This is a genomic window from Streptomyces sp. NPDC057136 (assembly GCF_042670885.1).
Taxonomy (GTDB): Bacteria; Actinomycetota; Actinomycetes; order Streptomycetales; family Streptomycetaceae; genus Streptomyces.
In genome coordinates, this window is sequence record NZ_JBHUUV010000013.1 from 130,378 (window position 1) to 155,219 (window position 24,842).

General features: G+C 69.7%; 22 protein-coding genes and 3 pseudogenes. 17 read left to right on the top strand and 8 right to left on the bottom strand.

What is annotated here, in order from left to right; all coding sequences use genetic code 11:
• Positions 1-80: 80 nt before the first annotated feature.
• Together ACFT7S_RS18305 and ACFT7S_RS18310 are read right to left on the bottom strand one after the other, a co-directional pair.
• On the bottom strand, positions 81-299 hold the full coding sequence (locus ACFT7S_RS18305) for a hypothetical protein (RefSeq protein WP_382732781.1): 219 nt from the start codon (positions 297-299) through the stop codon (positions 81-83).
• Positions 296-766 carry a MarR family winged helix-turn-helix transcriptional regulator gene (locus ACFT7S_RS18310; RefSeq protein WP_382732783.1) on the bottom strand — a complete coding sequence of 157 codons (471 nt, stop codon included), beginning with the start codon at positions 764-766 and terminating at the stop codon, positions 296-298. Before ACFT7S_RS18310 ends, ACFT7S_RS18305 begins: the two co-directional genes overlap by 4 nt.
• A 179-nt stretch (positions 767-945) precedes the next feature.
• Between ACFT7S_RS18310 and ACFT7S_RS18315 the strand changes: the two genes are divergently transcribed.
• From ACFT7S_RS18315 to ACFT7S_RS18365, 11 genes are all read left to right on the top strand, one after another.
• Complete coding sequence (locus ACFT7S_RS18315; protein WP_382732785.1) at positions 946-1,698, top strand: CoA transferase subunit A; 753 nt, start codon at positions 946-948, stop codon at positions 1,696-1,698.
• Positions 1,695-2,354 carry a CoA transferase subunit B gene (locus tag ACFT7S_RS18320; RefSeq protein ID WP_382732787.1) on the top strand — a complete coding sequence of 220 codons (660 nt, stop codon included), beginning with the start codon at positions 1,695-1,697 and terminating at the stop codon, positions 2,352-2,354. Before ACFT7S_RS18315 ends, ACFT7S_RS18320 begins: the two co-directional genes overlap by 4 nt.
• 21 nt (positions 2,355-2,375) lie before the next feature.
• Entirely contained in the window at positions 2,376-3,149 is a 774-nt protein-coding gene (pcaH, locus tag ACFT7S_RS18325; RefSeq protein ID WP_382732789.1) for a protocatechuate 3,4-dioxygenase subunit beta, read from the top strand.
• Between the two features lies 1 nt (position 3,150).
• On the top strand, positions 3,151-3,741 hold the full coding sequence (gene pcaG, locus ACFT7S_RS18330) for a protocatechuate 3,4-dioxygenase subunit alpha (protein WP_382732791.1): 591 nt from the start codon (positions 3,151-3,153) through the stop codon (positions 3,739-3,741).
• Positions 3,738-5,123: a 3-carboxy-cis,cis-muconate cycloisomerase gene (pcaB, locus tag ACFT7S_RS18335; protein ID WP_382732793.1), complete on the top strand. Its 1,386-nt coding sequence runs from the start codon at positions 3,738-3,740 to the stop codon at positions 5,121-5,123. The genes pcaG and pcaB overlap by 4 nt, the downstream gene beginning before the upstream one ends.
• Before the next feature lie 24 nt (positions 5,124-5,147).
• The gene (gene pcaD / locus ACFT7S_RS18340) at positions 5,148-6,269 is read left to right on the top strand and encodes a 3-oxoadipate enol-lactonase (protein WP_382732795.1); all 1,122 of its coding nucleotides are present in this window, start codon (positions 5,148-5,150) and stop codon (positions 6,267-6,269) included.
• A 356-nt stretch (positions 6,270-6,625) separates the two neighbouring features.
• A complete protein-coding gene (locus ACFT7S_RS18345) occupies positions 6,626-7,999 on the top strand; it encodes an MFS transporter (protein ID WP_382732797.1) in 1,374 nt (457 codons plus the stop codon).
• Between the two features lie 101 nt (positions 8,000-8,100).
• Positions 8,101-8,607 carry a type II 3-dehydroquinate dehydratase gene (gene aroQ, locus ACFT7S_RS18350; protein ID WP_382732799.1) on the top strand — a complete coding sequence of 169 codons (507 nt, stop codon included), beginning with the start codon at positions 8,101-8,103 and terminating at the stop codon, positions 8,605-8,607.
• Positions 8,604-9,464 (top strand): shikimate dehydrogenase, encoded by an 861-nt coding sequence (locus tag ACFT7S_RS18355; RefSeq protein ID WP_382732801.1) that lies wholly within the window; start codon positions 8,604-8,606, stop codon positions 9,462-9,464. Before aroQ ends, ACFT7S_RS18355 begins: the two co-directional genes overlap by 4 nt.
• 12 nt (positions 9,465-9,476) lie before the next feature.
• Positions 9,477-11,273: a bifunctional sugar phosphate isomerase/epimerase/4-hydroxyphenylpyruvate dioxygenase family protein gene (locus ACFT7S_RS18360; RefSeq protein WP_382732803.1), complete on the top strand. Its 1,797-nt coding sequence runs from the start codon at positions 9,477-9,479 to the stop codon at positions 11,271-11,273.
• A gap of 101 nt (positions 11,274-11,374) precedes the next feature.
• A complete protein-coding gene (locus ACFT7S_RS18365) occupies positions 11,375-12,034 on the top strand; it encodes a TetR/AcrR family transcriptional regulator (RefSeq protein ID WP_382732805.1) in 660 nt (219 codons plus the stop codon).
• A 276-nt stretch (positions 12,035-12,310) separates the two neighbouring features.
• On the opposite strand, the gene ACFT7S_RS18370 is transcribed toward ACFT7S_RS18365, so the two are convergent.
• Positions 12,311-13,147 (bottom strand): ketose-bisphosphate aldolase, encoded by an 837-nt coding sequence (locus tag ACFT7S_RS18370; RefSeq protein ID WP_382732807.1) that lies wholly within the window; start codon positions 13,145-13,147, stop codon positions 12,311-12,313.
• 323 nt (positions 13,148-13,470) lie between these two features.
• Positions 13,471-13,833 (bottom strand): annotated as a pseudogene (locus ACFT7S_RS18375) (phosphotransferase); the annotation flags it as partial.
• Between ACFT7S_RS18375 and ACFT7S_RS18380 the strand changes: the two are divergent.
• From ACFT7S_RS18380 to ACFT7S_RS18400, 5 genes and pseudogenes are all read left to right on the top strand, one after another.
• Positions 13,760-14,020, top strand: a pseudogene (locus ACFT7S_RS18380) (CARDB domain-containing protein); the annotation flags it as partial. The pseudogenes ACFT7S_RS18375 and ACFT7S_RS18380 sit on opposite strands and share 74 nt — an antisense overlap.
• A 168-nt stretch (positions 14,021-14,188) precedes the next feature.
• Positions 14,189-15,280 carry a substrate-binding domain-containing protein gene (locus ACFT7S_RS18385; protein ID WP_382732871.1) on the top strand — a complete coding sequence of 364 codons (1,092 nt, stop codon included), beginning with the start codon at positions 14,189-14,191 and terminating at the stop codon, positions 15,278-15,280.
• A 72-nt stretch (positions 15,281-15,352) separates the two neighbouring features.
• Positions 15,353-16,132 carry an ATP-binding cassette domain-containing protein gene (locus ACFT7S_RS18390; RefSeq protein ID WP_382732809.1) on the top strand — a complete coding sequence of 260 codons (780 nt, stop codon included), beginning with the start codon at positions 15,353-15,355 and terminating at the stop codon, positions 16,130-16,132.
• Positions 16,129-17,406: a sugar ABC transporter permease gene (locus tag ACFT7S_RS18395; RefSeq protein WP_382732811.1), complete on the top strand. Its 1,278-nt coding sequence runs from the start codon at positions 16,129-16,131 to the stop codon at positions 17,404-17,406. Before ACFT7S_RS18390 ends, ACFT7S_RS18395 begins: the two co-directional genes overlap by 4 nt.
• 152 nt (positions 17,407-17,558) lie before the next feature.
• Positions 17,559-18,371: a crotonase/enoyl-CoA hydratase family protein gene (locus ACFT7S_RS18400; protein WP_382732813.1), complete on the top strand. Its 813-nt coding sequence runs from the start codon at positions 17,559-17,561 to the stop codon at positions 18,369-18,371.
• Between the two features lie 93 nt (positions 18,372-18,464).
• Here the strand turns inward: ACFT7S_RS18400 and ACFT7S_RS18405 are convergent, their stop codons facing one another.
• The 3 genes and pseudogenes from ACFT7S_RS18405 to ACFT7S_RS18415 form a co-directional block, all read right to left on the bottom strand.
• Positions 18,465-19,262 carry a VOC family protein gene (locus ACFT7S_RS18405; RefSeq protein WP_382732816.1) on the bottom strand — a complete coding sequence of 266 codons (798 nt, stop codon included), beginning with the start codon at positions 19,260-19,262 and terminating at the stop codon, positions 18,465-18,467.
• A 177-nt stretch (positions 19,263-19,439) separates the two neighbouring features.
• Positions 19,440-19,668, bottom strand: a pseudogene (locus ACFT7S_RS18410) (alkyl/aryl-sulfatase); the annotation flags it as partial.
• A gap of 7 nt (positions 19,669-19,675) precedes the next feature.
• Positions 19,676-20,962 (bottom strand): DUF2254 domain-containing protein, encoded by a 1,287-nt coding sequence (locus ACFT7S_RS18415; protein ID WP_382732818.1) that lies wholly within the window; start codon positions 20,960-20,962, stop codon positions 19,676-19,678.
• A gap of 207 nt (positions 20,963-21,169) precedes the next feature.
• On the opposite strand from ACFT7S_RS18415, the gene ACFT7S_RS18420 reads away from it, so the two are divergent.
• Complete coding sequence (locus tag ACFT7S_RS18420; RefSeq protein ID WP_382732821.1) at positions 21,170-23,017, top strand: glycoside hydrolase family 15 protein; 1,848 nt, start codon at positions 21,170-21,172, stop codon at positions 23,015-23,017.
• 24 nt (positions 23,018-23,041) lie between these two features.
• On the opposite strand, the gene ACFT7S_RS18425 is transcribed toward ACFT7S_RS18420, so the two are convergent.
• The gene (locus ACFT7S_RS18425) at positions 23,042-24,817 is read right to left on the bottom strand and encodes a cation:proton antiporter (RefSeq protein WP_382732824.1); all 1,776 of its coding nucleotides are present in this window, start codon (positions 24,815-24,817) and stop codon (positions 23,042-23,044) included.
• Positions 24,818-24,842: the final 25 nt, after the last annotated feature.

Genomic DNA, 24,842 nt, shown 5'->3' on the forward strand with positions numbered 1-24,842 from the left:
GGGTGTCGCCCCAGGTGTACTGACCCGCGCGGTCGGGGGTGCCGCGCCGCTTGCCTTTGATGCGGTCAGCGGTGACCGGCTCAGTGCGCGAGCCGGTGCTCCAGCGCCTCGCGGGCATCGCCGCGCCAGTTCTCGGAGAGGCGCCGGATCTCGTCGGGGGAGTCCGCACCGAGTGCGTCCGCGATCGCGGCCCAGAGGTGTCCGGAGGCCAGGAGTGCCTCGATGCCGGCGCCCACGCAGAGGTCCGTGGTGACCCACCAGTCCGCGGAGGGGTGGTGCGGGCGCGCCTCGTACGTCATGGTGTCGGCCTTTCGGGTGTCCGTGCGGCAGGGGTGCGCAGGGTTTCGGCGGCATCGGAGACCCGGCCCAGCAGGTCGAGGAAGGTTGTCTGCTCCGCCGGGTCCAGCGGGGAGAGGAAGATCTGGTTCATTCGGGCGGTCCGCGAGGACAGCTTGCGGTGGACCCGTTCGCCCTCCTCGGTGACCCGCAGGACCGACCGGCGGCCGTCCTTCGCGTCGCGGACCTTGTCGACCAGGCCGCGGTCGGCCAGCCGGCGGATCACGTCGGCGATGGTGGAGCGGTCGAGTCCGACCCGTTCGCCCACGGTGCGCTGGTCCAGGCCCTCCTCGCCCACCAAGGTGTTGATCACGGCGAACTGCGGGGAGGTGACCTCTTCCGAGACGATCGTGTGCCACAGCAGGGTGTGCGCCTGCTGAAGACGCCGGGCCAGATGGCCGGGGTGTGTGCCGAGGTCGAGCGCGCGCACGGTACGTCCTCTCGTCAGATGCTCTTTGCACTGAGGGTATTGACCTGGAGGTTTCATGATGCCACGCTTCTGACCTCTCAATAAATAGTCAGTGTACTGAGCAATGTGACTGAAGAGAGAAGCAAGACAGCAGCAGGACAGAAGCAGAAGCAGGACAGACGCAAGGGAGGAGTGGACAGATGGACAAAGTGGTGTCCACGGCCGACGAGGCCGTCGCCGATGTCCGCGACGGCGCGACGCTCGCGGTCGGCGGATTCGGCCTCAGCGGCGTGCCGAACGCACTGATCCAGGCGGTGTACGCGAGCGGCGTCGACGGCCTCGGCGTCGTGTCGAACAACTGCGGCGCGATGGACTCCGGCCTGGCGGTGCTGCTCGCGGCCGGCCGGATCGGCCGGGTCACGGGCTCGTACATCGGCGCGAACAAGGAGTTCGCCAGGCAGTATCTGGCCGGCGAGCTGGAGGTGGAGTTGATCCCGCAGGGGACGCTGGCCGAGCGGCTGCGGGCAGGCGGCGCGGGCATCCCCGCCTTCTACACGCCGGCCGGGGTCGGCACTCAGGTCGCGGACGGCGGACTGCCCTGGCGTTACGACGGCGGAGGCGGCGTGGCCGTGGCCTCCCCGCCCAAGGAAGTGCGCGAGTTCGACGGCGTCGCGTACATCCTGGAGCGCGGTATCCGTACCGACTTCGCGCTCGTACGGGCGGCCAGGGGCGACCGGCACGGCAACCTCGTCTTCAACAAGTCGGCCCGCAACTTCAACCCGCTTGCAGCGATGGCCGGCAAGGTGACGATCGCCGAGGTCGAGGAGCTGGTCGAGCCGGGCGAACTGGACCCCGATCAGGTCCATCTGCCGGGGATCTTCGTACAGCGGGTCGTCGCACTCACCTCCGGGCAGGCCGCCGACAAGCAGATCGAGAAGAGGACGACCCGATGAGCTGGAGCCGGGAACAGATGGCCGCCCGCGCAGCCCGCGAGCTGCGCGACGGCGAGTACGTCAATCTGGGGATCGGACTCCCCACGCTGATCCCGAACCACCTCCCCGAGGGCGTCGAGGTCGTCCTCGAATCGGAGAACGGCATCCTCGGGACGGGTCCGTTCCCGTATGAGGAAGAGGTCGACCCCGATCTGATCAACGCGGGCAAGGAGACCGTCACGGTCCTGCCGGGCGCCTCGTTCTTCGACTCGGCGCTCTCCTTCGGGATGATCCGCGGCGGCCACATCGATGTCGCTGTGCTGGGCGCGATGCAGGTCTCCGCCCGCGGCGATCTCGCCAACTGGGCCATCCCCGGCAAGCTCGTCACCGGCATCGGAGGCGCCATGGACCTGGTTCACGGCGCCCGCCGGGTCGTCGTCACCATGACGCACAACGCCAAGGACGGCACGCCCAAGATCGTCGAGGAGTGCGATCTGCCCCTGACCGGCCGCACCTGCGTCGACCGTGTCATCACCGACCTCGGTGTCCTCGACATCACGGAGGACGGCCTCCTCCTCGTCGAGACCGCGCCCGGTGTCACGGCCGACGAGATCGTGGCGCGGACGGCGGCCGAGGTCCGAATCGCTGACGCCGCTCTGCCCACGGTCGCCGCGTAGACAAGGAGAGTTCACCGACTCATGGCACTCACCCAGATGGCAGTCGACCAGGAGATGGCGCAGCAGCGCCAGACGTACGAGAAGTCCGTCGCCGACGGCGCTCCACGCGCCCATCATCCGGCCCGCGACTACGCCCCGTACCGATCGAGCGTCCTTCGCCACCCGCAGCAGCCCCTGGTCCCGATAGGCATCCGGCAGGACCCGGAGGCCGTCGAGCTGGGCTCGCCCGCCTTCGGCGAGACCGACGTCACCGAGCTCGACAACGACCTCACCCGACAGCACCAGGGCGAGCCGCTCGGCGAGCGCATCACCGTCAGCGGCCGGCTGCTCGACCGTGAAGGACGGCCCGTGCGCGGCCAGTTGATCGAGCTCTGGCAGGCCAACGCGTCGGGGCGGTACGCCCATCAGCGCGACCAGCACCCCGCGCCGCTCGACCCGAACTTCACCGGCGTCGGACGGACGCTGAGCGGTGACGACGGCAGCTACACGTTCACCACGATCAAGCCCGGCGCCTACCCGTGGCGCAACCACACCAATGCCTGGCGCCCCGCGCACATCCACCTCTCCCTCTTCGGATCCGCCTTCACCCAGCGGCTGATCACCCAGATGTACTTCCCGAACGACCCGCTCTTCGCCTACGACCCCATCCTCCAGTCCGTCACCGACGAAGCCGCGCGCGAGCGGCTCGTGGCCGCCTACGACCACGCACTGTCCCGGCCCGAGTGGTCGCTCGGCTACCGCTGGGACATCGTGCTCGACGGCCCCGCCGCCACCTGGACCGAGGAAGGACGCTGATATGACGACTTCACCTCCCGTGCTCCCCACGCCCTCCCACACCGTGGGGCCCTTCTACGGGTACGCGCTGCCCTTCCCCGGCGGCGCGGACATGGCCCCGGCAGGCCACCCGGACACGATCACCGTCCACGGGTACGTCAGTGACGGTGCCGGAGATCCTGTCCCGGACGCGCTCCTCGAGTTCTGGGGGCCCGGGCCGGACGGCGAACTGCCGCACACCGGCGGGTCGTTGCGCCGCGACCCGGTCACCGGAGGATTCCTGGGCCGCGACGGTGTGACGTTCACCGGCTTCGGACGGGTCCCGACCGACGCGGACGGCCACTGGGCAGTCCGGACGCTCCGCCCCGGTGCCCGCGGCGGCAACGCCCCGTACCTCGGAGTCTGTGTCTTCGCCCGCGGCCTCACCCATCACCTCTTCACCCGGGTCTATCTGCCGGAACCGGCCGACGCGCTGTACGCCGATCCGCTGCTCGCGGCCCTCCCGCCCGAGCGGCGTGCCACGCTGGTGTCGGCTGCCGAACCCCATGGCAGGTACCGGTTCGACATCCGGCTCCAGGGGGAGTCCGAGACCGTCTTCCTGGAGTTCCGATGACGAACGACGACGGGGACAACGGCCCGGACAGCCACCCGGGCAACGACCACGACGTCGGTCTGCTCGCGCCCGGGCGTGTCGGCTCGCCTGCCGAGGCCGCCACCTCCGACTCCGCGTTCCTGCGCGCCATGCTTGATACCGAGGCCGCCTTGACCCGCGCCCAGACGGCGCTCGGCATGGCCCCCGAGGGGGCGGCCGATGCCGTGACCGGAGCCGCCCGCGCAGACCGTTTCGACCTGCGGGACCTCGCGCTGCGGGCGCGAGGCGGCGGCAACCCGGTCATCCCGCTCGTGGCCGACCTCACGGCCGCGGTGCCCGAGGCGTACGCACCGTATGTCCATCGCGGGGCGACCAGTCAGGACATCCTCGATACGGCGGCGATGCTCGTGGCCTCCGGGACGCTGGCCCTGGTCCTCGACGACCTGGACCGCACAGCCATGGCGCTGGCCCGGCTCGCCGCCGAGCATCGCGACACCCCCATGCCGGGTCGCACCCTGTCCCAGCACGCCGTCCCCACGACCTTCGGGCTGAAGGCGGCGGGCTGGCGAAGCCTGGTGCTCGACGCCCGTGACCGGCTGGCCGTCGTGCGGAGTTCACTGCCCGCCCAACTCGGCGGTGCAGCAGGGACGTTGGCGGCATTCGACGCCTACGCGGAAGCGGAGGGCGCCGGTCTGCGGCTGGTGCCCGCATTCGCCGGTCAACTCGGGCTCGCCGCACCCGTGTTGCCCTGGCACACCCTGCGCACCCCGATTGCCGACCTGGCGGGTGCGCTCGCCTTCGCCACCGGCGCGCTCGGAAAGATCGCCGCCGACGTACTCGTCCTCTCCCGCACCGAGATCGCCGAGGTGAGCGAGGGCTCCGGCGGCGGATCGTCCGCCATGCCGCACAAGGCGAATCCGGTACGGGCCACCCTCGTCGCGGCCGCCGCCCGGCGGGCGCCCGCGCTGGCCGCCGTGCTGTACGGCTCCGTCGCCGCCGAGGACGAGCGGCCCGCCGGAGCGTGGCACGCGGAGTGGGAGACTCTGCGCGATCTGCTTCGGCTGGCCGGGGGAGCGGCCCGTGACACCGCCGAACTGGCCACCGGCCTGCGGGTGCACCCTGCGCGGATGCGTGAGCATCTGGACCTGACCGAAGGGCTGATCGTCTCGGAGCGGCTGACCGCCGTACTCGCGCCCCGTCTGGGCCGCTCCCGTGCCAGGCGGCTCCTCGACGACGCGGCACACACCTCCCGTACGACCGGCGCACGACTGGCCGACGTACTCGCCGACGCGCTGACCGACGAGCCCGGCGCGAAGGATCTCGACCCCCACGCCCTCACCGACCCGGCCGATTACACCGGCGCAGCCGGGGCGCTCACCGACCGCGCCCTCGAACGGCACTGAACCACGAATGCACAGGCAGGGACCATGACCGAAACACTGCATCACCGTGCCGAGGGCCCGGCCGCCGGGCCCGCCCTGCTCCTCGGGCCGTCCCTGGGTACCTCGACAGCCTTGTGGGACCACGTCGCGCCCGAACTCGGCTCGGCCTTCCGCGCCGTCCGCTGGGATCTGCCGGGACACGGAGAATCCCCCGCGTCGCTGCTCGCACCCGGCGCCACCGTCAGCCAACTCGGCGCATTGGTACTGGAGTTGGCTGACTCGCTCGGGCTGGACCGCTTCCACTACGCAGGAGTGTCGCTCGGCGGCGCGGTCGGCCTGTGGCTGGCCGCGCACCATCCCGAGCGGGTCGACCGGCTCGCCGTCATCTGCTCCTCCGCGCACTTCGGCCCGCCGGGACCGTGGCATGAACGAGCCGCTCTGGTACGGGAGTCGGGAACGGAGCCGGTCGCGGCGACCGCACCCGGACGATGGTTCACCCCCGGTTTCACTGCGCCCGCGCTCGTCGATGACCTGCGGCGAGCCGACCCGGAGGCGTACGCCGCCTGCTGTGACGCCCTCGCCGTCCTCGACCTGCGCGACGACCTGCCGTCGATCACCGCACCGACCCTGGTCGTCGCGGGCCGGCAGGACCCCGCCACACCGCCCGCGCACGCCCGTGAGATCGCCGACGCCGTACCCGGCGCGACGCTCACGGAACTGGCGAACGCCTCCCATCTCGCGCCCGTCGAACAGCCCGCGGCAGTCCTGGCAGCATTGCGCGAGCACTTCGCCGCGCCGGGGCCGGGGGCCGGTACGGCGGTACGCAGATCGGTCCTCGGTGACGACCATGTCGACCGTGCCCAGGCTCGTACCACCGCTTTCACCGCCCGGTTCCAGGACTTCATCAGCCGCTACGCCTGGGGTGAGATCTGGGCCGACCCCACGCTCAGCCACCGTGAGCGCAGCCTCGTGACCCTCACGGCCCTCGTCGCCCACGGACACCACGACGAGCTGGCGATGCATGTACGGGCGGCCCGCCGCAACGGCCTGAGCGCCGAGGAGATCGGCGCCGTGCTGCTCCAGGCCGGGGTCTACTGCGGCGTTCCGGCGGCGAACGCGGCGTTCGCGGTGGCGCAGCGGGTGCTCGCGGAGGACGGGGAGCTGTGACGCCGGCTCGCGGGGGCGACGCCGCGCACTGAAGCGAGCTGTATCGGGTGCTCGCGAAGTGCTCGCGAAGTGCTTTCGGGTGCTGACGGGGTGCTGACAGGCCGGCTGAGGGGGTGCGCTGAGGCGTGCCCCCTCAGCCGCGTGATCCGGCCACTTTGTTACGGCCGGATGTATTGACACCGCCAAAGGGCCGGGGGAGCATCACCGCAGGTTAATTAACTATCTAGTGCGTTAACTGCACGTGTCAGGTGTGCGTCGACCGCCACCCGCTCCGGCGTTCTCTCGTAACGCCGACCCCCGTCCCTCTCGCTGTCCGCCCGAGCCCATGGGTAGGCTGCTTTCCCCGAGGAGTCCACGTGTCCGCTCAACCACAGACCGACCCGGTGCCGGCCGAGGCGCCCCAGGGCAAACCCCGCAAGGCCGCGTTCGCTGCCTGGATCGGCAGCGCGCTGGAGTACTACGACTTCTTCATCTACGGCAGCGCCGCGGCTCTGGTCTTCCCCAAGGTGTTCTTCGACCCGGACGACCCGGCCACCGCCACCCTGATCTCCCTTGCGACCTTCGGTGTCGCCTACGCCGCACGCCCCGTCGGCGCACTCTTCCTCGGCCACTTCGGCGACCGGCTCGGCCGCCGGAAGATCATGGTCTGGACGCTGATCCTCATGGGTCTGTCCACCTTCCTCATCGGCTGTCTGCCCACGTACGCGCAGGCCGGCACCGTCGCCCCGGTGCTGCTTGTCCTGATGCGGGTGTTCCAGGGGCTGTCCGCCGCAGGTGAGCAGGCCAGTGCGAACGCGATGACGCTTGAGCATGCGCCGGAACACCGGCGCGGCTACTACACGAGCTTCACCCTGAACGGGACCCAGGCCGGCCAGATCCTCGCCACCCTCGTCTTCATCCCGGTCGCCGCGCTCCCGGACGAGCAGTTGTACACCTGGGGCTGGCGCATCCCGTTCCTGCTGAGCGCCGTCGTGGCCGTTGCGGGATACGTCATCCGCCGCACGCTCGAAGAGACCCCCGTCTTCCAGCAGGCCTCGGCCGAGAAGGACGTGGCGAAGCTGCCGCTCGCCGAGCTCTTCAGGAACCACTGGACAGATGTGGTGCGGGTGGTCGCGGCGGCGCTGATCGCGACGGTCAGCACGATCTTCTCCGTCTGGGCCCTTACGTACGCCACGAGCGACGCCGTCGGTCTCGACAAGACGGGCATGCTCTGGGTCAACGGCTCCGCCAACGCGGTCGCCCTGCTCGCCATCCCGCTGTGGGCCAGGCTCTCGGACCGGATCGGCCGCAAGCCCGTCTTCCTCGTCGGAGCCCTCGGCAGCGGCGTGATGGTCTTCGTCTACCTGTGGGCGATCTCCACCGGCAGCTACCCGCTGGTCTTCGCGGCCGGCCTGCTGTTCTTCGGTGTCGTCTACAGCGCCGCCAACGGCATCTGGCCCTCGTTCTACGGCGAGATGTTCCCGGCCAGGGTCCGGCTCTCGGGCATGGCGGTGGGTACGCAGATCGGCTTCGCCGTCGCCGGATTCGCGGTGACCTTCGCGGCGCAGATCGCGGGGCCCGACGGTGACAACTGGCTGGGCGTCGCGATCTTCACGGCCGTGCTCTGCGTGATCTGCGCGATCGCCGTGGCGACCGGGCGCGAGACCCACCGAGTCCCCACGGCCGACCTCGGCCTGCGCTCGCAGGTCGCGCCGTCCCCGATACCGGTCCGCGAGTCGGCCGCTCTCTGAAGCCCGGACCGACCGAGCGAAGCCAGGGGGCCCTTGGCGGGCTTCCCTCAAGGGCCCTGCTGGCGTTTTAATGATCTAACCAGTTAGTACATAGGAGTGTCATGCAGGATCTGGCCGCCGGTGCCGCCGCTGCCGCACCCGAGAAGCCCGTACTCGTCCTCAACGGGCCCAACCTCAATCTGCTAGGTCTGCGCGAGCCGGCGGTCTACGGCACGGACACACTCGCCGGCATCGAGAAGCTCTGCCACGACACCGCGGCCGAACTCGGCCTGAGCGTCGACTTCCGCCAGAGCAACCACGAGGGCGTGCTCATCGACGCCGTACACGAGGCGCGTACGTCGCACTGCGGCATCGTCATCAACCCCGCCGGATACACCCACACCTCGGTCGCCCTCCGGGACGCGCTGGCCGCGGCCGAGCTGCCCGTGATCGAGGTGCATCTGTCGAACATCCACCGCCGTGAGCCGTTCCGGCACCACTCCTACGTCTCCGGGGTCGCCGACGCCGTGCTCTGCGGTACCGGCGCCCACGGCTACGCCCTCGCGCTGACCCACCTAGGGCGTGTCCTAGGGCTAACACACCCCGCAACCCCCAGGAACCCCCGATGACCTCGTACCTCACCGGCCTGATCGGCTCCGGAATCGGCCCCTCTCTCAGCCCCGCCCTGCACGAACGCGAGGCGGACCGGCACGGCGTGCGCCTCGTCTACCGGACCATCGACATCGACGTGCTCGGCGTCGCCCCCGAAGCCGTCGGCGAGCTGGTGCGCGCCGCTCGCAGCCTCGGCTTCGACGGGCTGAACATCACCCACCCCTGCAAGCAACTGGTCATTCAGCACCTGGACGAACTGGCACCCGAAGCCGCCGAACTCGGCGCTGTGAACACCGTCGTCTTCAGGGGCGGACGCGCCATCGGCCACAACACCGATGTCACCGGCTTCGCCCAGTCCTTCGCCCGCGGCCTGCCCGACGCACGCACCGGCGACGTCGTCCAGCTCGGCGCGGGCGGAGCCGGCGCCGCCGTGGCCCACGCGCTGCTCAACCTCGGGGTCGACCGGCTCACGCTGCTCGACACCGACCCGGCACGCGCCGCCGCACTCGCCGAAGCACTGACCGCGCGCTTCGGCCCCGGCCGTGCCGTGTCCGCCGCAGCGGGTGAGGCGGCCGACCACCTCGCCGGCGCGGACGGACTCGTCCACGCCACCCCCACCGGCATGGCCGGCCACCCCGGCCTCCCGCTGCCCGCCGCGCTGCTCCGCCCCGGCCTGTGGGTGGCAGAAGTCGTCTACCGGCCCCTGGAGACCGAGCTGCTCCGCGAGGCCCGCGCCGCCGGCTGCCGCACCCTCGACGGCGGCGGCATGGCCGTCTTCCAGGCCGCCGACGCCTTCCGGCTCTTCACCGGACTCGAACCCCACACCGAGCGGATGCTCGCCGACCTCGCCGATCTGGCCGCCACCCCGGCCTGAGAAGAGGACATCATGCGCAAGTCCATCGCCACCGTCTCGCTCAGCGGCTCGCTCTCCGAGAAGCTCACTGCCATCGCCACCGCCGGATTCGACGGCGTGGAGATCTTCGAGAACGATCTGCTGGCCGGCCCGCTCAGCCCCGAGGAGATACGGCTGCGCTGCGCCGACCTGGGCCTGAGCATCGATCTCTACCAGCCGTTCCGCGACTTCGAGGCCGTCCCCGGCGACCGGCTCGCCCGGAATCTGAGGCGCGCGGAGCGCAAGTTCGATGTCATGGAACGACTCGGCGCGGACCTGCTCCTCGTCTGCTCCAGCGTCGCGCCCGAGGCGGTGGACGACGACGTGCTCGCCGCCGAACACCTGCGTCTGCTCGCCGAACGGGCCGAGCGGCACGGCATTCGGATCGCCTACGAGGCGCTGGCGTGGGGCCGGCACGTCAGCACGTACGACCACGCATGGCGCATCGTCGAACTCGCCGGCCATCCGGCCCTCGGCACCTGCCTCGACAGCTTCCACATCCTCTCCCGGGGCTCCGACCCCAAGGGCATCGCGGACATCCCGGGAGAGAAGATCTTCTTCCTCCAGCTCGCGGACGCACCGCTGATGGCGATGGACGTCCTCCAGTGGAGCCGGCACTACCGCTGCTTCCCCGGGCAGGGCGGCTTCGACGTCGCAGGTCTGGTGGCGGCTGCCGTACGGGCCGGATACACGGGGCCGCTGTCGCTCGAAGTGTTCAACGACGTCTTCCGCCAGGCCGGAGCGGCATCGACGGCGGTCGACGCGCTGCGCTCACTGCTCCTCCTGGAGGAGTCGGCCGGCCTGTCCGCGCCGCCCGCCCCGGCCGTCCCGTCCGGCTTCGCCTTCGCCGAACTGACCGCGGCCGACCCCGAACCGCTGCGCGGTGTGCTGGGAGCCCTCGGCTTCGGCCGCACGGGACGGCACACCTCCAAGCCGGTCGAGCTGTGGGAGCAGGGCGAGGCCCGCATCCTGCTGAACACAGGAGCGGGCGACCGTCGCCAGGGGCCCGCGCTGGCCGCCATCGGCGTGGAGACCTCCGACCCGGACCGGGCCGCGCAGCGAGCGGAGGCGATGCTCGCGCCCGTCGTGCCGCGCCGCCGGGCCCGGGGAGACGCACCGCTGGACGCGGTCGCCGCACCCGATGGCACGGAACTCTTCTTCTGCCGCACCGACCGGAGCGACCTCCCCAGCTGGACCGGCGACTTCACCGGCGTACCGCAGCACGAGGCGGCGGAGCCGGCCGGTATCGGGCGGATCGACCACATCGCGCTGACCCAGCCCTGGCACCAGTTCGATGAGGCCTCGCTGTTCTACCGGGGCGTCCTCGGACTGGAGGCCGACGACAGCCTCGATCTGGCCGACACCTACGGGCTGCGCCGCAGCCGGGCCGTCGCGACCGCGGACGGAGGCGTACGCATCGCCCTCAACGTCGCCCCGGCGCCGGGCGACGACGACGCCCGCCTGCAGCACATCGCGCTGGCGACGGACGACATCATCGCCACCGCCCGCCGCGTCCGGGCACGGGGTGCGGGGCTGCTGCCCATTCCCGTGAACTATTACGACGACCTGGACGCCCGCTACGAGCTCGATCCGCACATCCTGGCCACACTTGCGGAGTTGGGCATCCTCTACGACCGCGACGAGAGCGGGGAGTTCTTCCACTGCTACACCGCCACGGTCGGGCGGGTCTTCTTCGAACTGGTGCAACGCACCGGCGGCTACCGGGGATACGGCGCCCAGAACGCGGCCGTACGCCTGGCCGCCCAGCACGCCCACCAGCATGCCGTGTGACCCCTCGCGACCCACTCCGACCTGCCGCGAAGGCCCACCCCGGGCCGAGGCGGGCCGCGGCTAGACTGTCCGGTGCCGGACAGTCCGCCCTGAGGAGCCGCATGCCCGCCGCCGTCCCCCCGTCGTCCCAGCCGGTCAAGCGCACCCGGGACGCGGCCCGGACCCGGGCGGAGATCCTCGACGTGGCCACGGAGGAGTTCGCGAGGCTGGGCTTCGCGGGGGCGCGGGTGGACGAGATCGCCGCCCGGATGCGGACCACGAAGCGGATGATCTACTACTACTTCGGCAGCAAGGAGCAGCTCTTCACCGCCGTACTGGAGCGGTCCTACACGGTCATCCGGCACGAGGAGCAGCAGCTCGACGTGGAGCATCTCGACCCGGTCTCCGCGATCCGCCGACTGGCCGAGCTCACCTTCGACCACCACGAGGCCCACCCGGACTTCATCCGCCTGGTCAGCATCGAGAACATCCACGAGGCGGAGCACATCGCCGCCTCGCCGAGTCTGAGCTCCCTCAGCTCCCCCGCGATCGACGTCATCGGCCGCATTCTCGAAACCGGTCGCGAGCAGGGAGTCTTCACAGCCGACGTGGACGCCGTCGACCTGCACGCGATGATCAGCTCGTTCTGCTTCTTCCGGATCTCCAACCGGCACACGTTCCGCACACTCTTCGGCCGCGACCTCACCGATGCGGCCAACCGCGAGCACTATCGGACGATGCTGGGGGACATGGTCATCTCCTACCTCACCTCGGTGCGGTAGTCCGGTGTTCAGTTCTCGATGACGTTGACGGCGAGGCCGCCTCGGGCGGTCTCCTTGTATCTCGGGCGGTCTCCTTGTATTTGGCGTGCAGGCTCGGGAGCCAACATCGGCCCCAGTCCGCGCTCTACCTCCCCGCGCCGCTCGCCGTCGTGGGCGAGAACACCCTCACCCTGCTCGGCCTGGAACACTTCGGCGAGCGCGTGGAACTGCGGGACAGCCGCGAACTCGGCCCGTCGGAGGAGTACATCGAGACCTTCTCCTGACGGGCCGACGCCGTCAGACGCCCGCGAGAACGCCCAGCAGCCTGGCCACTTCCGACTCCACGGCCCGGCGGGCCGGGCCGAGGTACTTCCGCGGGTCCGCGACCTCCGGCGCCGCGGCCAGCTGCTCGCGCACGGTCCGGGTGAAGATCTTGTTCAGGTGGGTGGATATGTTCACCTTCGTCATGCCCGCAGCCACCGCCTTCGCCAGGTCCGTGTCGCCGACGCCCGACGAACCGTGCAGGACCAACGGAACGCCGACAACTGCCCGAAGCCGCTCGATGAGCGCGAAATCGAGCACGGCGTCCCGGGTGAGCATGGCGTGCGAGCTGCCCACCGCGACGGCGAGGGCGTCGACGCCCGTCGCGTCCACGAACGCGCGCGCCTCGTCGGGATCGGTACGCACCCCGGGGGCGTGGGCGCCGTCCTTGCCCCCGACCTCGCCCAGCTCGGCCTCGACCCAGACGTCCGCGCCGTGGCAGTGGTCCGTGATCTCCCGGGTGGCGGCGAGGTTCTGCCCGTACGGGAGCTTGGAGGCGTCGAACATGACGGAGGTGAAGCCGAGTTCGACCGCCTCGTGCACCAGCTCCGGCGATTCCGCGTGGTCGAGGTGCACCGCCACGGGAACGCTCGCCGCCCTGGCGAGCGAGAGGGACGCGAGGCCGATGGGGGCGAGGGAGCCGTGGTAGAGGGCCGTGTTCTCGCTGATCTGGAGGACGACAGGCAGGCCGGCGCGCTCCGCCCCGGCGACGATGGCCTCGGCGTGCTCGATCTGTACGACGTTGAAGGCGCCGACACCGGACTGCTGGGTGTATGCGGAGCCGGTGATGGCGTCGGTCGGGGTGAGGGGCACGGGTCTTCTCCACGGAAGCGGTGAGCGGCACTCTTCGTACGGGCCGGCTGCCTGTTCAGTACGGTGTCGCACCGGTCCCGCGATGTCAATATCTGCTCGATTGCAGCCAGTTTCAAGCAAGTGTGAGCAGCATGTTGGTGAGCCTCGGGTGTCCCAGCCCTGAGCGAGCCCTCAGCCGAACCTGATTGCGTGCAGGACGGCCCATCCGCGTGCGCGCCGGATCGTCGCCTCGTCGGCGCCCTCGTATGTGTCGAGGAAGCGCGTGGCCGCGCCCGGAGGGGAGCAGCAACCCGGGCCGCCGCGAGATCCGTTGCGGGATCACCTGCGCAGAGTTCACCGAAGTCGATCACGCCCGAGAGTGTCCCTGCCGAGACGACGATGTTCGCGGGGTGGAGGTCCCCGTGCAGCCACATCGGCGGACCCGCACACTCGGGTGCCGCGACGGCGTCGTGCCAGATGCCCTCGACGCGAGGGGAGGCGGTGCTGTCGGCCAGGGCCTTGCAGCGCAGGCCGGACTCGTGCGTGAGGGTGGAGAGGGGGGCGCCCCGGTTCGGATTGGTGGGCGCGTCGTTGGGCGCCTCGCGAGGGAGCGCTCTGAGGAAGCCCGCCAGGGTGTCGGCCGCGTGTCGCCCCCAGGTTGCCGAACTCCAGGTCGTCGGCACCGCGGCGCCCAACCTCGATCTCACCCCGACCGACCTGACCTGGACCCTCGCCGACCCGTCCCAGACGGACGGCGTCACGGTCCGGGCCGCCGTCCGTAACTCCGGCACGGCGGCTTCGGCCGCCACCGCGGTCGCCGTGAGCGTCGAAGGAGTCGTGGCGGGCAGCGCCTCCGTGGGCGCACTGTCCGCAGGCGCCTCTGCGACGGTCCCGGAGTCGCGCACCGTGACGGGTTCGTCACCATGCGGTGCGCCCGGCGTCACCCGCTTGCCGGTGCGGGCATTGCCGCTAATGTCGATATGTAGGCCGAAAGGCCGTATGCGCGTCCTCGTTGCCGCGTTACCCGGGCGAAGGGGAGGCGTCGTGCGAAAGGAGCCTCCCATGACCCGTACATTGCGGGGCGCGATAGCCCTGGCCGGAGCGGCGGCCCTGTCCCTGGGCGCAGTAGCGACCACCGGAGCGGCGGTGCCGGGCGGGAATTCCGCGGCACAGGACGAGGTGAAGATCGGGCTGTTGCTGCCGGAGAGCAAGACCACGCGGTACGAGAAGTTCGACCGCCCGTACATCGAGGACAAGATCAAGGAACTGGCGCCCGACGCCCAGATCGATTACTACAACGCGGCCGAGAGCGCCACCACCCAGCAGCAGCAGGTCAACACCGCCCTGGCCAAGGGCGATCAGGTGCTCATCCTGGATGCCGTGGACGCCAAGTCGATCCAGTCCTCCGTGCAGAAGGCGCGTGACGCCGGTGTGAAGGTCGTGGCGTACGACCGCCTCGCGCAGGGTCCCGTCGACGCCTACGTCTCGTACGACAACCACAAGGTCGGCGAGCTGCAGGGCAAGGCCCTGCTGGACGCGCTGGGTGACAAGGCCGAGAGCGGCGAGATCGTCATGCACAACGGTTCGCCGACCGACCCGAACGCCGCCGAGTTCAAGGCGGGCGCGCACTCCGTCCTCGACGGCAAGGTGAAGATCGGCAAGGAGTACGACACCCCGAACTGGGACCCGAACAACGCCAACCAGCAGATGTCGGGCGCCATCAGCGCACTGGGCAAGAACAACATCGTCGGCGTCTACTCCGCCAACGACGGACTGGCCGCGGGCATCGCCACCGCTCTCAAGGCCTCCGGCATCAATGTGCCGCTGACCGGCCAGGACGCCCAGCTCGACGCCATCCAGCGGATCCTCCTCGGCACGCAGACGATCACGATCGAGAAGCCGTACAAGCCGGAGGCCGACGTAGCCGCCACGATGGCCGTCAACCTTGCCGAGGGCAAGGAGATCCCCGCCTCCCTGACCCCCACCACCGTCACCAGCGGCAGCGGCGAGAAGGTTCCGTCCACGCTGCTGACACCGGTCGTGGTCAACAAGGACAACATCAAGGACACCGTCGTCAAGGACGGCCTGTACACCGTCAAGGAGATCTGCACTCCCGCGTACGCCGACGCCTGCAAGGAGGCCGGACTCCAGTAGCCGCGAAGCGGCTCATGGCGGCGGGGGAAAGGCGCGGCCCGCGCGAGCGGGCGAGCGGAGGAGGCGGTTCCGTTGCCGGAAGAACCTGTGCTCACACTGCGTGGCATCTCCAAACGGTTCGGTGCGGTCCAGGCGCTCTCGGAGTTCGACCTGGACGTTCATCCCGGCGAGGTCGTCGCCCTCGTCGGCGACAACGGGGCCGGTAAGTCCACCGCGGTCAAGGCCATCGCCGGGGTGAACCCGCCGGACGAGGGCGTCATCGAATGGGAGGGGCGCCGGGTCAGCGTCAACCGGCCCCACGACGCCCAGAACCTCGGCATCGCCACCGTCTACCAGGACCTGGCGCTGTGCGACAACCTCGATGTGGTCGGCAATCTGTTCCTCGGCCGCGAGATCACCCGGTTCGGTGTGCTCGACGAGGTCCGCATGGACAAGCGTGCGCGCGAACTGCTCGACACGCTGTCCATCCGCATCCCCAGCGTCCGTATCCCCGTCGCCTCCCTCTCCGGCGGCCAGCGCCAGACGGTGGCGATCGCCCGCTCACTGATCGGCGAACCGAAGGTCGTCATTCTGGACGAACCCACGGCCGCCCTCGGCGTGGAGCAGACCGCCCAAGTCCTCGACCTGGTCGAGCGGCTCCGCGAGCGCGGCCTCGGAACGATCCTGATCAGCCACAACATGGTGGACGTGATGGCGGTGGCCGACCGGATCGCCGTCATGCGCCTCGGCCGGAACAACGGCTTCTTCGACAGGCGGAGCACGACCACCGAGGAGATCATCTCCGCCATCACCGGTGCCAGCGACAGCGCCGTCACCCGCCGCCAGGCCCGCAAGCGGGAGGAGGAGCAATGAGGCGCGAAAGAGGCCCCGACGATTCCGGTGCGCAGGAACCCGCGCGCGACGCCATGCCCGCCGTCGACACCCGACTGCTCGTCCGCGAGGAAGGCATCAAGGGATACCTCGGGGAGTTCCGGCGCAAGCTGCGCAGCGGTGAGCTGGGTTCGCTTCCCGTCGTCCTCGCCGTGATCATCATCTGGACGGTGTTCGGCAGCCTGAACAGCACGTTCCTCTCGGCGCAGAATCTCTCCGACCTCAGCCAGCAGATCGTCGGCACCGGCATGATCGCCGTCGGTATCGTCTTCGTCCTGCTGCTCGGCGAGATCGACCTCTCCGTCGGTTCCGTCAGCGGCCTGTGCGCCGCCATCTTCGCGGTGCTCAACGTCCTGAACGGCATGAACGAGTGGCTGGCGCTTCTGCTCGCCATCGGGGGCGGAGCAGCCGTCGGACTCATCCAGGGCTTCTTCTTCGCCCGGGTCGGTGTGCCGGCCTTCGTGGTCACCCTGGCGGGCAACCTCGCCTGGAACGGACTGATGCTGCAGGTCCTGGGCGCCAGCGGCACGGTCAACATCCCCAGCGAGAGCATCGTCGCCAAGCTCTACTCGACCATCTTCAGCAGCCCGGCAGCCAGTTACGTGACAGCGGCCGCGGGAGTCGGGCTGTTCCTCGCCTCGTCCCTCCTGGACGCGGCACGCCGCCGGGTCGCCGGGGTGCCGTTCCGGCCGATCGCCGAGATCGTGCTGCGCACGGTGGTCCTCGCGGCCATCGCCTTCGTCACCGCCTACATCCTCAACCAGTACCAGGGTCTTCCGCTGGCACTTCTGATCTTCCTGATCCTGCTCGTCGTCGTGGACTTCGTACTGCGCCGAACGACGTACGGCCGGCAGATCTTCGCCGTCGGCGGCAATATCGAGGGTGCGCGCCGTGCCGGTATCAGCGTGCCGTTGATCCGGATGACCGTCTTCTCGATCGCCGGGGCCATGGCCGGGGTCGGCGGCATCTTTCTGGCGGGGCAGATCCAGTCCGCGAGCCAGACCTCGGGCGGCGGAAACCTGCTGATGAACGTCATCGCCGCGGCCGTCATCGGCGGCACGAGCCTGTTCGGCGGGCGCGGCTCGGTCTGGTCCGCGCTGCTCGGCGCCCTGGTGATCGGGTCCATCCAGTCCGGCATGAACATCATGGGCGTCAGCAACGCCATCCAGTTCATGATCACGGGAGCGGTCCTGCTGGCCGCCGTGGTCGTCGACTCGCTGTCCCGCAGGAGCCAGAAGGCCGCGGGCCGGGCCTGATCCGCCGCGCATCGCATGCCTGCAGCGGTCCCCGGGAACCGGAGAGGCTCCGCGTGTGCGCCTCCTCTCGTGCCGCCTCCGTACTTGCTGCAGAGTGGTCGTTCGCACCTCCCACGCATCCGACAGCACCACCGGACCCATGGAGTTCCGCTGTGGCCACGACCGCTGAAACATCAGGGACCACACCCGTCGACCCGTCTGCCGTCCGGATCGAACGCGATGGCCCTGTCCGTACGGTCATCCTGAGCCGTCCCGGGGCCCGCAATGCGGTCGATGGTCCGACGGCAGCCCAACTTTCCGATGCCTTCCGTGCGTTCGAGGAGGATGAGGATGCGTCCGTCGCCGTGTTGTGGGGCGAGGGCGGTACGTTCTGTGCGGGCGCGGACCTCAAGGCCATCGGCACCGACCGCGGCAACCAGGTGGTGGCCGAGGGCGACGGGCCGATGGGCCCCACGCGAATGTGCCTGACCAAACCGGTGATCGCCGCGGTCAGCGGCCACGCCGTTGCGGGCGGACTCGAACTGGCCCTTTGGTGCGATCTGAGGGTGGCCGAGGAGGACGCGACGTTCGGCGTGTTCTGCCGCCGCTGGGGCGTGCCGCTGATAGACGGCGGTACGGTGCGGCTGCCGCGCCTGATCGGAGAGAGCCGCGCGATGGACCTGATCCTCACCGGCCGCCCCGTGACCGCCGTCGAGGCGTACGAGATCGGCCTCGTCAACCGCCTCGTGCCGCCTGGGGAAGCCCGCCAGGCGGCGGAGCGACTCGCCCACGAGATCGCAGGGTTCCCGCAGTTGTGCTTGCGGCACGACCGGCTCTCCGTACGGGAACAGCACGGTCTGGGTGAGCGGGAAGCCCTGGCCGCCGAGTACCGGCACGGCCTCGTTCCGCTCACCGCGGGGGAGACCCGGGCAGGCGCCGACCGGTTTTCGGGCGGCGCCGGCCGCCACGGCTCTTTCACCGGCTGAGACGCACAGCCTCGACCCGTCAGGACGAACTCTGCTGGGCGAGCAGCAAGGTGCCGCGGGCAGGGGAGGTGCAGACGCCCGGCATGCAGGGGCTCAGCTCCGGGCCGGGGTCAGCAGCACGAAGTCCGCGTTCGACGGGTCGAGGCAGACGGCCAGCCGGCCGACGCCCTCGGCATCGTCCGGCCCCATCTGCACGCTGCCACCGTTCTCGGTGACCTTGGCGACCGCGGCGTCGCAGTCGGCGACGGCGAAGACCGGGTGCCAGTACGGCCGCCCGTTCGCCAGTGTGAGGCTCTCCTCGGGCAGCTCCATGAGGCCGCCGTGCATGCGCTCCTCGGGAAGTCCGGCGGGGGTGATGAGGGAGTACGTGCCCCCGCCGCCCGGCAGCTCCATGTCGCTGAACCGCCAGCCGAAGACATCACCGTAGAAGCTCTTGGCCGCCGCTGTATCGCTCGTGTACAGCTCCGCCCAGGAGAGCGAGCCCGGCTCGTCCACCAGCTCGACACCCTTGTTCGTTCCCGGCTGCCACACGGCGAACTGGCCCCCCAACGGGTCGCTGTACTGCGCCATCCGGCCCCACTCGTCGAGGTCCCTCGTCGCCACGCGCACCGTGCCGCCGGCGCGCTCGACGGCCTGGGTCGTGGCGTCCGCATCGGTGACGCTGTAGTAGATCATCCAGGCCGAGCGTGCGTTCTCCTCGGTGAGCTTGCCCAGCCCGGCGACGGTCTTTCCGTCCTTCCGGAACATGCCCCCTTCCATGTCCTCACCCTCACCCATGGACTCGTAGTCCCACCCGAGTACGGCGCCGTAGAAGGCCGCGGCGGCACGGACGTCGGGAGAACCGAGGTCGATCCAGCAGGGGGAGCCGGAGACGAAGTCAGTGGTGATCATGGGCGTTCCCTTTCGCGCATCCTGTTTTGGCCCAAGCGTGACACCGGACACCGACACTCGCCCCTCGACTGCTCCCGCCAGCCGTCACGTCGGAGATTTCCGACGCATGCTCTGGGTTGACTCGGCCGGGGTCCCGGAAGAAACCGCCCGGCGTCCCGGCCCGGGTGACCCCGTTGGCCCTCTTGGCAGGAGCCAGCCGACGTGGTCCGCGTGCGAGTGGGTGTAGATCAGGCCGGGAAATCAGCGGGTCGATGACGATGACACCGCGCTCGCCCTCGACCAGCGTCATGTTCGAAAGGTCGAGGCCCCGGACCTGGTAGATGCCCGCCCTGACGCTGTACAGACCTTGCTTGGAACACAACTGCGCCTGGCGGCACAGGCTCGGGTTCGCGGTGTCCGGACACTCGTTGCGGCTACGAGGGGTACTGCCCGCCGATGCCCTGGTGGTCGGCCTGTTGCGCAATGGCCCGGCGGGCCGGGTCGGTGAACTCCCGCTCGACCGACTCCTGCAGCAGGCTCATTTCTGATCGCACAGAGGTGTGCTGGGGTGGCGGCAGGGCGTCGAGCAGGCCATCGAGCATGGCGCGCAGCCTTCGGCAGATCTGCACCGACGAACTTCCGTAGTCGCGGATCTCGCAGACGGCGAGCTGAAGGTAGTTCTCCCAGTCACGCCCCGGTAGCTGGAGCCGGGCGTGCCCGTGGCGATCGGCCAGAACGTAACGACCGGGGAGGCGCGTGCTGCCGACCGTGTGCAGGAACGACTCGATGTAATTGACCACCTGCACCGCGGTCGTGGGGTCGTTCACCGCGGGGGAGAGAGCCCTGATGGCGATGTCGACCAGGACCCTCAGAGCGAAGGCGGGGTCCTGTTCGATGGTGCGCTCGGCCCCGAGGGCGACGAGCCCGGTCACCCGGTCCGGGTCCGGTTTCGACGTGCCCCCGTGGACCTCGACGAGGACGGTGCCGGGCGTGACGAAGTCTCCGATCAGCCGGGTCACGACGAAGACGCAGTCGTGGCGCGCCGCCTCCGCGACCAGCCCGGTGACATTGAACGCCTGGATGGCTCCACCGCGTCCGGTACGAATGCGCATCACCGGACCGTCGGACGGCACGGTTCCGTCTCCGCGCGGCGACGCGCCCCGGATCGCCGCGGCCCCGGTCGTGAAGACGTCCTCTCCCATGCGTGCGACCAACTCGGCGATGGCCACCGGTCTGAGACTGTGGGTGAACCTGTTGAGGTAGATGAGCAGGAGTACGAGGCTGATGGCCACCGCCGCGCCGGCCAGGGTGACCCCGAGATCGGGGACGGAGCCGGACTCGATGCTGCGCAGCAAGGAGAACGCGAACGCGAACGTCCCGGTGAAGGTCGCCAGCACTGCTTTCTGCAGCCGGTCCCGGTACCACAGGCGCATATAGCGAGGGGACAGGGTTCCTGTCGCCTGCTGCACGACGAGTACGCCGATCGTGACGACGAATCCGAGCAACGCCACCATCGCCCCCACGATGGCGGTGAGCACGTCGCTCGCGGTCGTCGCGGAGTAGTGCCAGCCGCTCGGCGGCCAGTCCGCGCCGTCGGCGGTGAGGGCGAGCTCAGCGAGAAGGATGCCGAGGACGAGACCGAACATCGGCACGATCCACAGGCTTGCCTTGACGTATTGCCACAACCTGAATCTGGTCGCCCAGGACGTCAGGACACCCACGTCACGCCCCCTTAACCCAGGAGTCCGGTGCTCATGAGGCACACGGGACCGCGGGCTCGCTCAGCGGGACCGCTGTCACCTCACGGTAGGGCCGTTCGCGGAGCGGCGCAGCGGCAGGGCCCCCGCCGCCACCCCGCGTTACTCCTCGCCAGGACGGTGCGACCTCGTTGACCTAGGCTTGATGATCGGGGCCGAGAGGGGCTCAAGATGGATGATTACTCCCTGATCGAGAACCACGGTCTGATCGGTGATCTGCAGACCGCGGCTCTCGTGACCACGGATGCGACGATCGACTGGTTCTGTTGTCCGCGCTTCGACTCGCCCAGCATTTTCGGCGCTCTGCTCGACCGGCGGAAGGGCGGCCACTTCACCGTCAGGCCGGCCGCGGAGACGTACACCACGAAGCAGCTCTACCACCCGGACACCGCCGTTCTGGTGACGCGTTTCATGACCGAGGCCGGGGCGGGCGAGGTCGTCGACTTCATGCCGGTGACCGGCAAGACGGCGACGGACCGGCACCGTCTGGTCCGCATGCTGCGCTGTGTCCGCGGCAGCATGACGTTCGAAGGGGAGATCGCTCCGCGCTTCGACTACGGCCGTAAGCCGCACGAGCTGCACTTCACGGAGCACGGGGCCCTGTTCACTTCGCAGGACATGGACCTCGCTGTCCACGCCGTCCGTGAGCCGCAGGACGAGCGGCTGCTGAACATCCTCTCGGGTGACAAAGACTTGCGCTTCTCCCTGACTCTGCAAGCGGGGCAGCAGCGCGGCATGGTCATGGAGTCCTCCCCCGGCGGGCCGCCGCACGAGGTCCGAGTGGCGGAGTTCGAGCAACTCTTCGACGAGACGGTCCACTTCTGGCGCTCGTGGCTGGGCCAGTCCACCTATTCGGGCCGTTGGCGGGAAGCGGTGGAGCGTTCGGCCGTGACGCTGAAGCTCATGACCTACGCGCCGACCGGCGCCCTGGTCGCCGCCCCCACGACGGCTCTGCCCGAGCAGCTGGGTGGAGAGCGTAACTGGGACTACCGGTTCACCTGGATCCGTGATGCGTCGTTCTCCGTGTACGCCTTGCTGGGCCTGGGGTTCAAGGAAGAGGCGACGGAGTTCATCAGCTGGCTGCACGACCGCGTGAAGGAAGAGGCCGGTCAAGGGGACGGCACCGGGCCACTGAACATCATGTACCGCGTCGACGGCTCCTCCGACCTGGTCGAGGAGACCCTGGACCATTGGGAGGGGTACCGCGGCTCCGCCCCGGTCCGCATCGGCAACGGAGCGGCGAGCCAGCTGCAACTGGACATCTACGGTGAGGCGCTCGACAGCATCTACTTCGCGCACCAGCACGGCATACACCTCGACAACAAGGGCTGGACCGCGCTGCACACCCTTCTCGACTGGCTGGTCGACCACTGGGACCAGCCAGGAGAAGGCCTGTGGGAGACCCGTGGCGGCCGGAAGGACTTCACCTACGGCCGCGTGATGTCCTGGGTGGCCTTCGACCGTGCCATCCGGATCGCCTACGACGACGGCCGCCCCGCGGCCCGCGGCCGCTGGGTGGAAGCGCGTGACGCGATCTACCGGCAGGTACTCAGCCGTGGATGGGACCCGAAGAAGCAGGCCTTCGTGCAGCATTACGGCGACGATGTGCTCGACTCGTCGCTGCTGCGTATGCCGACGGTCGGCTTCATCATGCCGGACGATCCGATGTGGAAGTCCACGCTGGACGCGATGGAGCGCGAGCTGGTCAGCGACAGCCTGGTCTACCGCTACAACCCCGAGGCGTCACCCGACGGGCTGCGCGGCTCCGAGGGAACCTTCTCCCTGTGTACGTTCATGTACGTCGACGCCCTGGCACGGGCCGGACGCACCGACCTGGCCAGGCTGGTGCTGGAGAAGATGCTCACCTACGCCAATCACCTGGGCCTGTACTCCGAGGAGATCGGCCTGACGGGGCGACAGCTGGGCAATTTCCCACAGGCTTTCACGCACTTGGCCCTGATCGACGCGGCGATCACCCTGGACGCGAGGCTCAATGGGGCGAGCAGGGGCGGGACGTAGTCGCACGGAGCCCGGGTGCGAGGTTCACTGTCCGGCGTTCGAGGGGACGGAACCGAGGAGGACGACGGTGTCTCCCTCCTGCGGGACGATCTGCTGCCTCTCGGTGACCGGGTACAGCCGGTGGTTGGCCCGCACCACGAAGAGAATGTCGTACTCCGGTGGCAGCGGGGCGGAGGCGGGCTGCACCACGTATCGGGCGCCCTGCTCGTAACGGTCCGTCAGGACGTGACGGACGAGGGAACGGCCGAAGAGGATGTCGCCGCCGGTGTAGGGAGCGACCACTCCATGACTGTCGTGCGGTGGCCCGACCCGGTAGACGGGCCCCTCTACGTTGTCCTGCATCACGACCGCGGCGAGCGCGTTGAAGTCGTCGTCTTCGGTGGCCAGGAACACGGCCGTCACTCCCTCCAGCCGCGCCCCGGGGTTGATGGCCGTGGCCAGCAGATCGCCCTTGGCCAGGTCGATCCCTGCCTCCTTGATCCGTTCCCGCTCCTCGTCGAGGCCCGCCCACATCAGGATTTCGAGGCCGGCGGACCGCAGGGCACTTCCCAGGTCGACCACCCACGGCTCGCCGCCCACCAGGAGAACGCGCGTGCCCTCCGTCTTGACGACGCCCAGCCGTCGGGCCACCGGTGCCGCCGTCAGCGCGTACAGCAGAACGGTTCCCACGATCACCAGGAACGTGACCGGAAGGATCCTGGCGGCCCCGCTCACCCCCCGGTCGACCAGGCCGGCGGAGAATGCCGACGCCGTGGCCGCCGCGACGATGCCGCGTGGGTCCATCCACCCGACGAAGGCACGCTCCCCTCGGGAGAGATCCGTGCGCGCGGAAGCGGCGAAGGCCACGACCGGCCGGACCACCAGGACGAGGATCGCGATGAGGGCGAGCGCGGGAAGGAGTACCGGTACCAGGGATGCAGGGGTGACGGTGGAGGAGATGGAGATGAACAGCAGCCCGATGACGAGCTGAACCAGGGTCTCGAAGAAGGGACGACGCGCGGGCATGTCGAAGCCGCGGACGTTGGCGACGGCCAGTCCCGTGACGATCGCGGCGATGAGCCCCGTGTCGTCCCGCACGATGTCGCAGCCCGCCGATACGGCGATCACGGTGGCGAGTTGAACCAGCGTGCCCAGGGTCTCGCCGAGCCGCAGGGTGCGCAGAGTGAGCCACAGCAGCGCGGTTCCCACGGCCCCGCCGACCAGGCCGACGGCCAGGCTGAGGGCGAACTGCCCCAGCTGGTATCCGCGGCCGATGTCGACCTTGTGCGTTGAGGCGATGGCGTGGAAGGTGAGCGCGCCGAGGATGCCGCCGATCGGGTCGGTCAGCGTCCCCTCCCAGATCAGGATGCGTCGCACCTTGTCGCTCGGCCGCACGAAGTCGAGCAGCGGACCCACGACGGTGGGCCCCGAGACGACGAGGATCACGCCGAGCATCGCGGCCACGCGCAGCGGCATGTCGAACATCGCCGGCGACACCGCGGCTGTGACCAGGACGGTGAGCAGCACGCCGTACAGCAGCAGCCTCCCCACGATCCCTCGGGTGTGGCGGGCGAGCTTGCGCAGGTCGAGCCCCAGACCGGCGTCGTAGAGGATCAACGCGACGGACAGCGACACCAGGGCCGAGAAGTCCGGCCCCACCAGCTTGTCCGGGTGAATGACGTCCGTCGCCGCACCGGCGGCGAACCCGGCCGGCAGCAGGATGATCAGGGCCGGGACGCGCAGCTTGTTCGCCAGGATCTGCGAGCCCGTGGCGAGCACCACCGTCAGGGCGAGTCCGAGGAGGATCTCGTCGTCGGTCACAGCGGCTTCCTTCGTCGGAGTCCGG

Excerpts from the sequence above, each read along its gene's own strand:
- ACFT7S_RS18305 (WP_382732781.1), bottom strand. The coding sequence starts at position 299 with ATGACGTACGAGGCGCGCCCGCACCACCCCTCCGCGGACTGGTGGGTC.
- ACFT7S_RS18315 (WP_382732785.1), top strand. The coding sequence starts at position 946 with ATGGACAAAGTGGTGTCCACGGCCGACGAGGCCGTCGCCGATGTCCGC.
- ACFT7S_RS18320 (WP_382732787.1), top strand. The coding sequence starts at position 1,695 with ATGAGCTGGAGCCGGGAACAGATGGCCGCCCGCGCAGCCCGCGAGCTG.
- pcaH (WP_382732789.1), top strand. The coding sequence starts at position 2,376 with ATGGCACTCACCCAGATGGCAGTCGACCAGGAGATGGCGCAGCAGCGC.
- pcaG (WP_382732791.1), top strand. The coding sequence starts at position 3,151 with ATGACGACTTCACCTCCCGTGCTCCCCACGCCCTCCCACACCGTGGGG.
- pcaB (WP_382732793.1), top strand. The coding sequence starts at position 3,738 with ATGACGAACGACGACGGGGACAACGGCCCGGACAGCCACCCGGGCAAC.
- pcaD (WP_382732795.1), top strand. The coding sequence starts at position 5,148 with ATGACCGAAACACTGCATCACCGTGCCGAGGGCCCGGCCGCCGGGCCC.
- aroQ (WP_382732799.1), top strand. The coding sequence starts at position 8,101 with ATGCAGGATCTGGCCGCCGGTGCCGCCGCTGCCGCACCCGAGAAGCCC.
- ACFT7S_RS18355 (WP_382732801.1), top strand. The coding sequence starts at position 8,604 with ATGACCTCGTACCTCACCGGCCTGATCGGCTCCGGAATCGGCCCCTCT.
- ACFT7S_RS18360 (WP_382732803.1), top strand. The coding sequence starts at position 9,477 with ATGCGCAAGTCCATCGCCACCGTCTCGCTCAGCGGCTCGCTCTCCGAG.
- ACFT7S_RS18365 (WP_382732805.1), top strand. The coding sequence starts at position 11,375 with ATGCCCGCCGCCGTCCCCCCGTCGTCCCAGCCGGTCAAGCGCACCCGG.
- ACFT7S_RS18385 (WP_382732871.1), top strand. The coding sequence starts at position 14,189 with ATGACCCGTACATTGCGGGGCGCGATAGCCCTGGCCGGAGCGGCGGCC.
- ACFT7S_RS18395 (WP_382732811.1), top strand. The coding sequence starts at position 16,129 with ATGAGGCGCGAAAGAGGCCCCGACGATTCCGGTGCGCAGGAACCCGCG.
- ACFT7S_RS18405 (WP_382732816.1), bottom strand. The coding sequence starts at position 19,262 with ATGATCACCACTGACTTCGTCTCCGGCTCCCCCTGCTGGATCGACCTC.
- ACFT7S_RS18420 (WP_382732821.1), top strand. The coding sequence starts at position 21,170 with ATGGATGATTACTCCCTGATCGAGAACCACGGTCTGATCGGTGATCTG.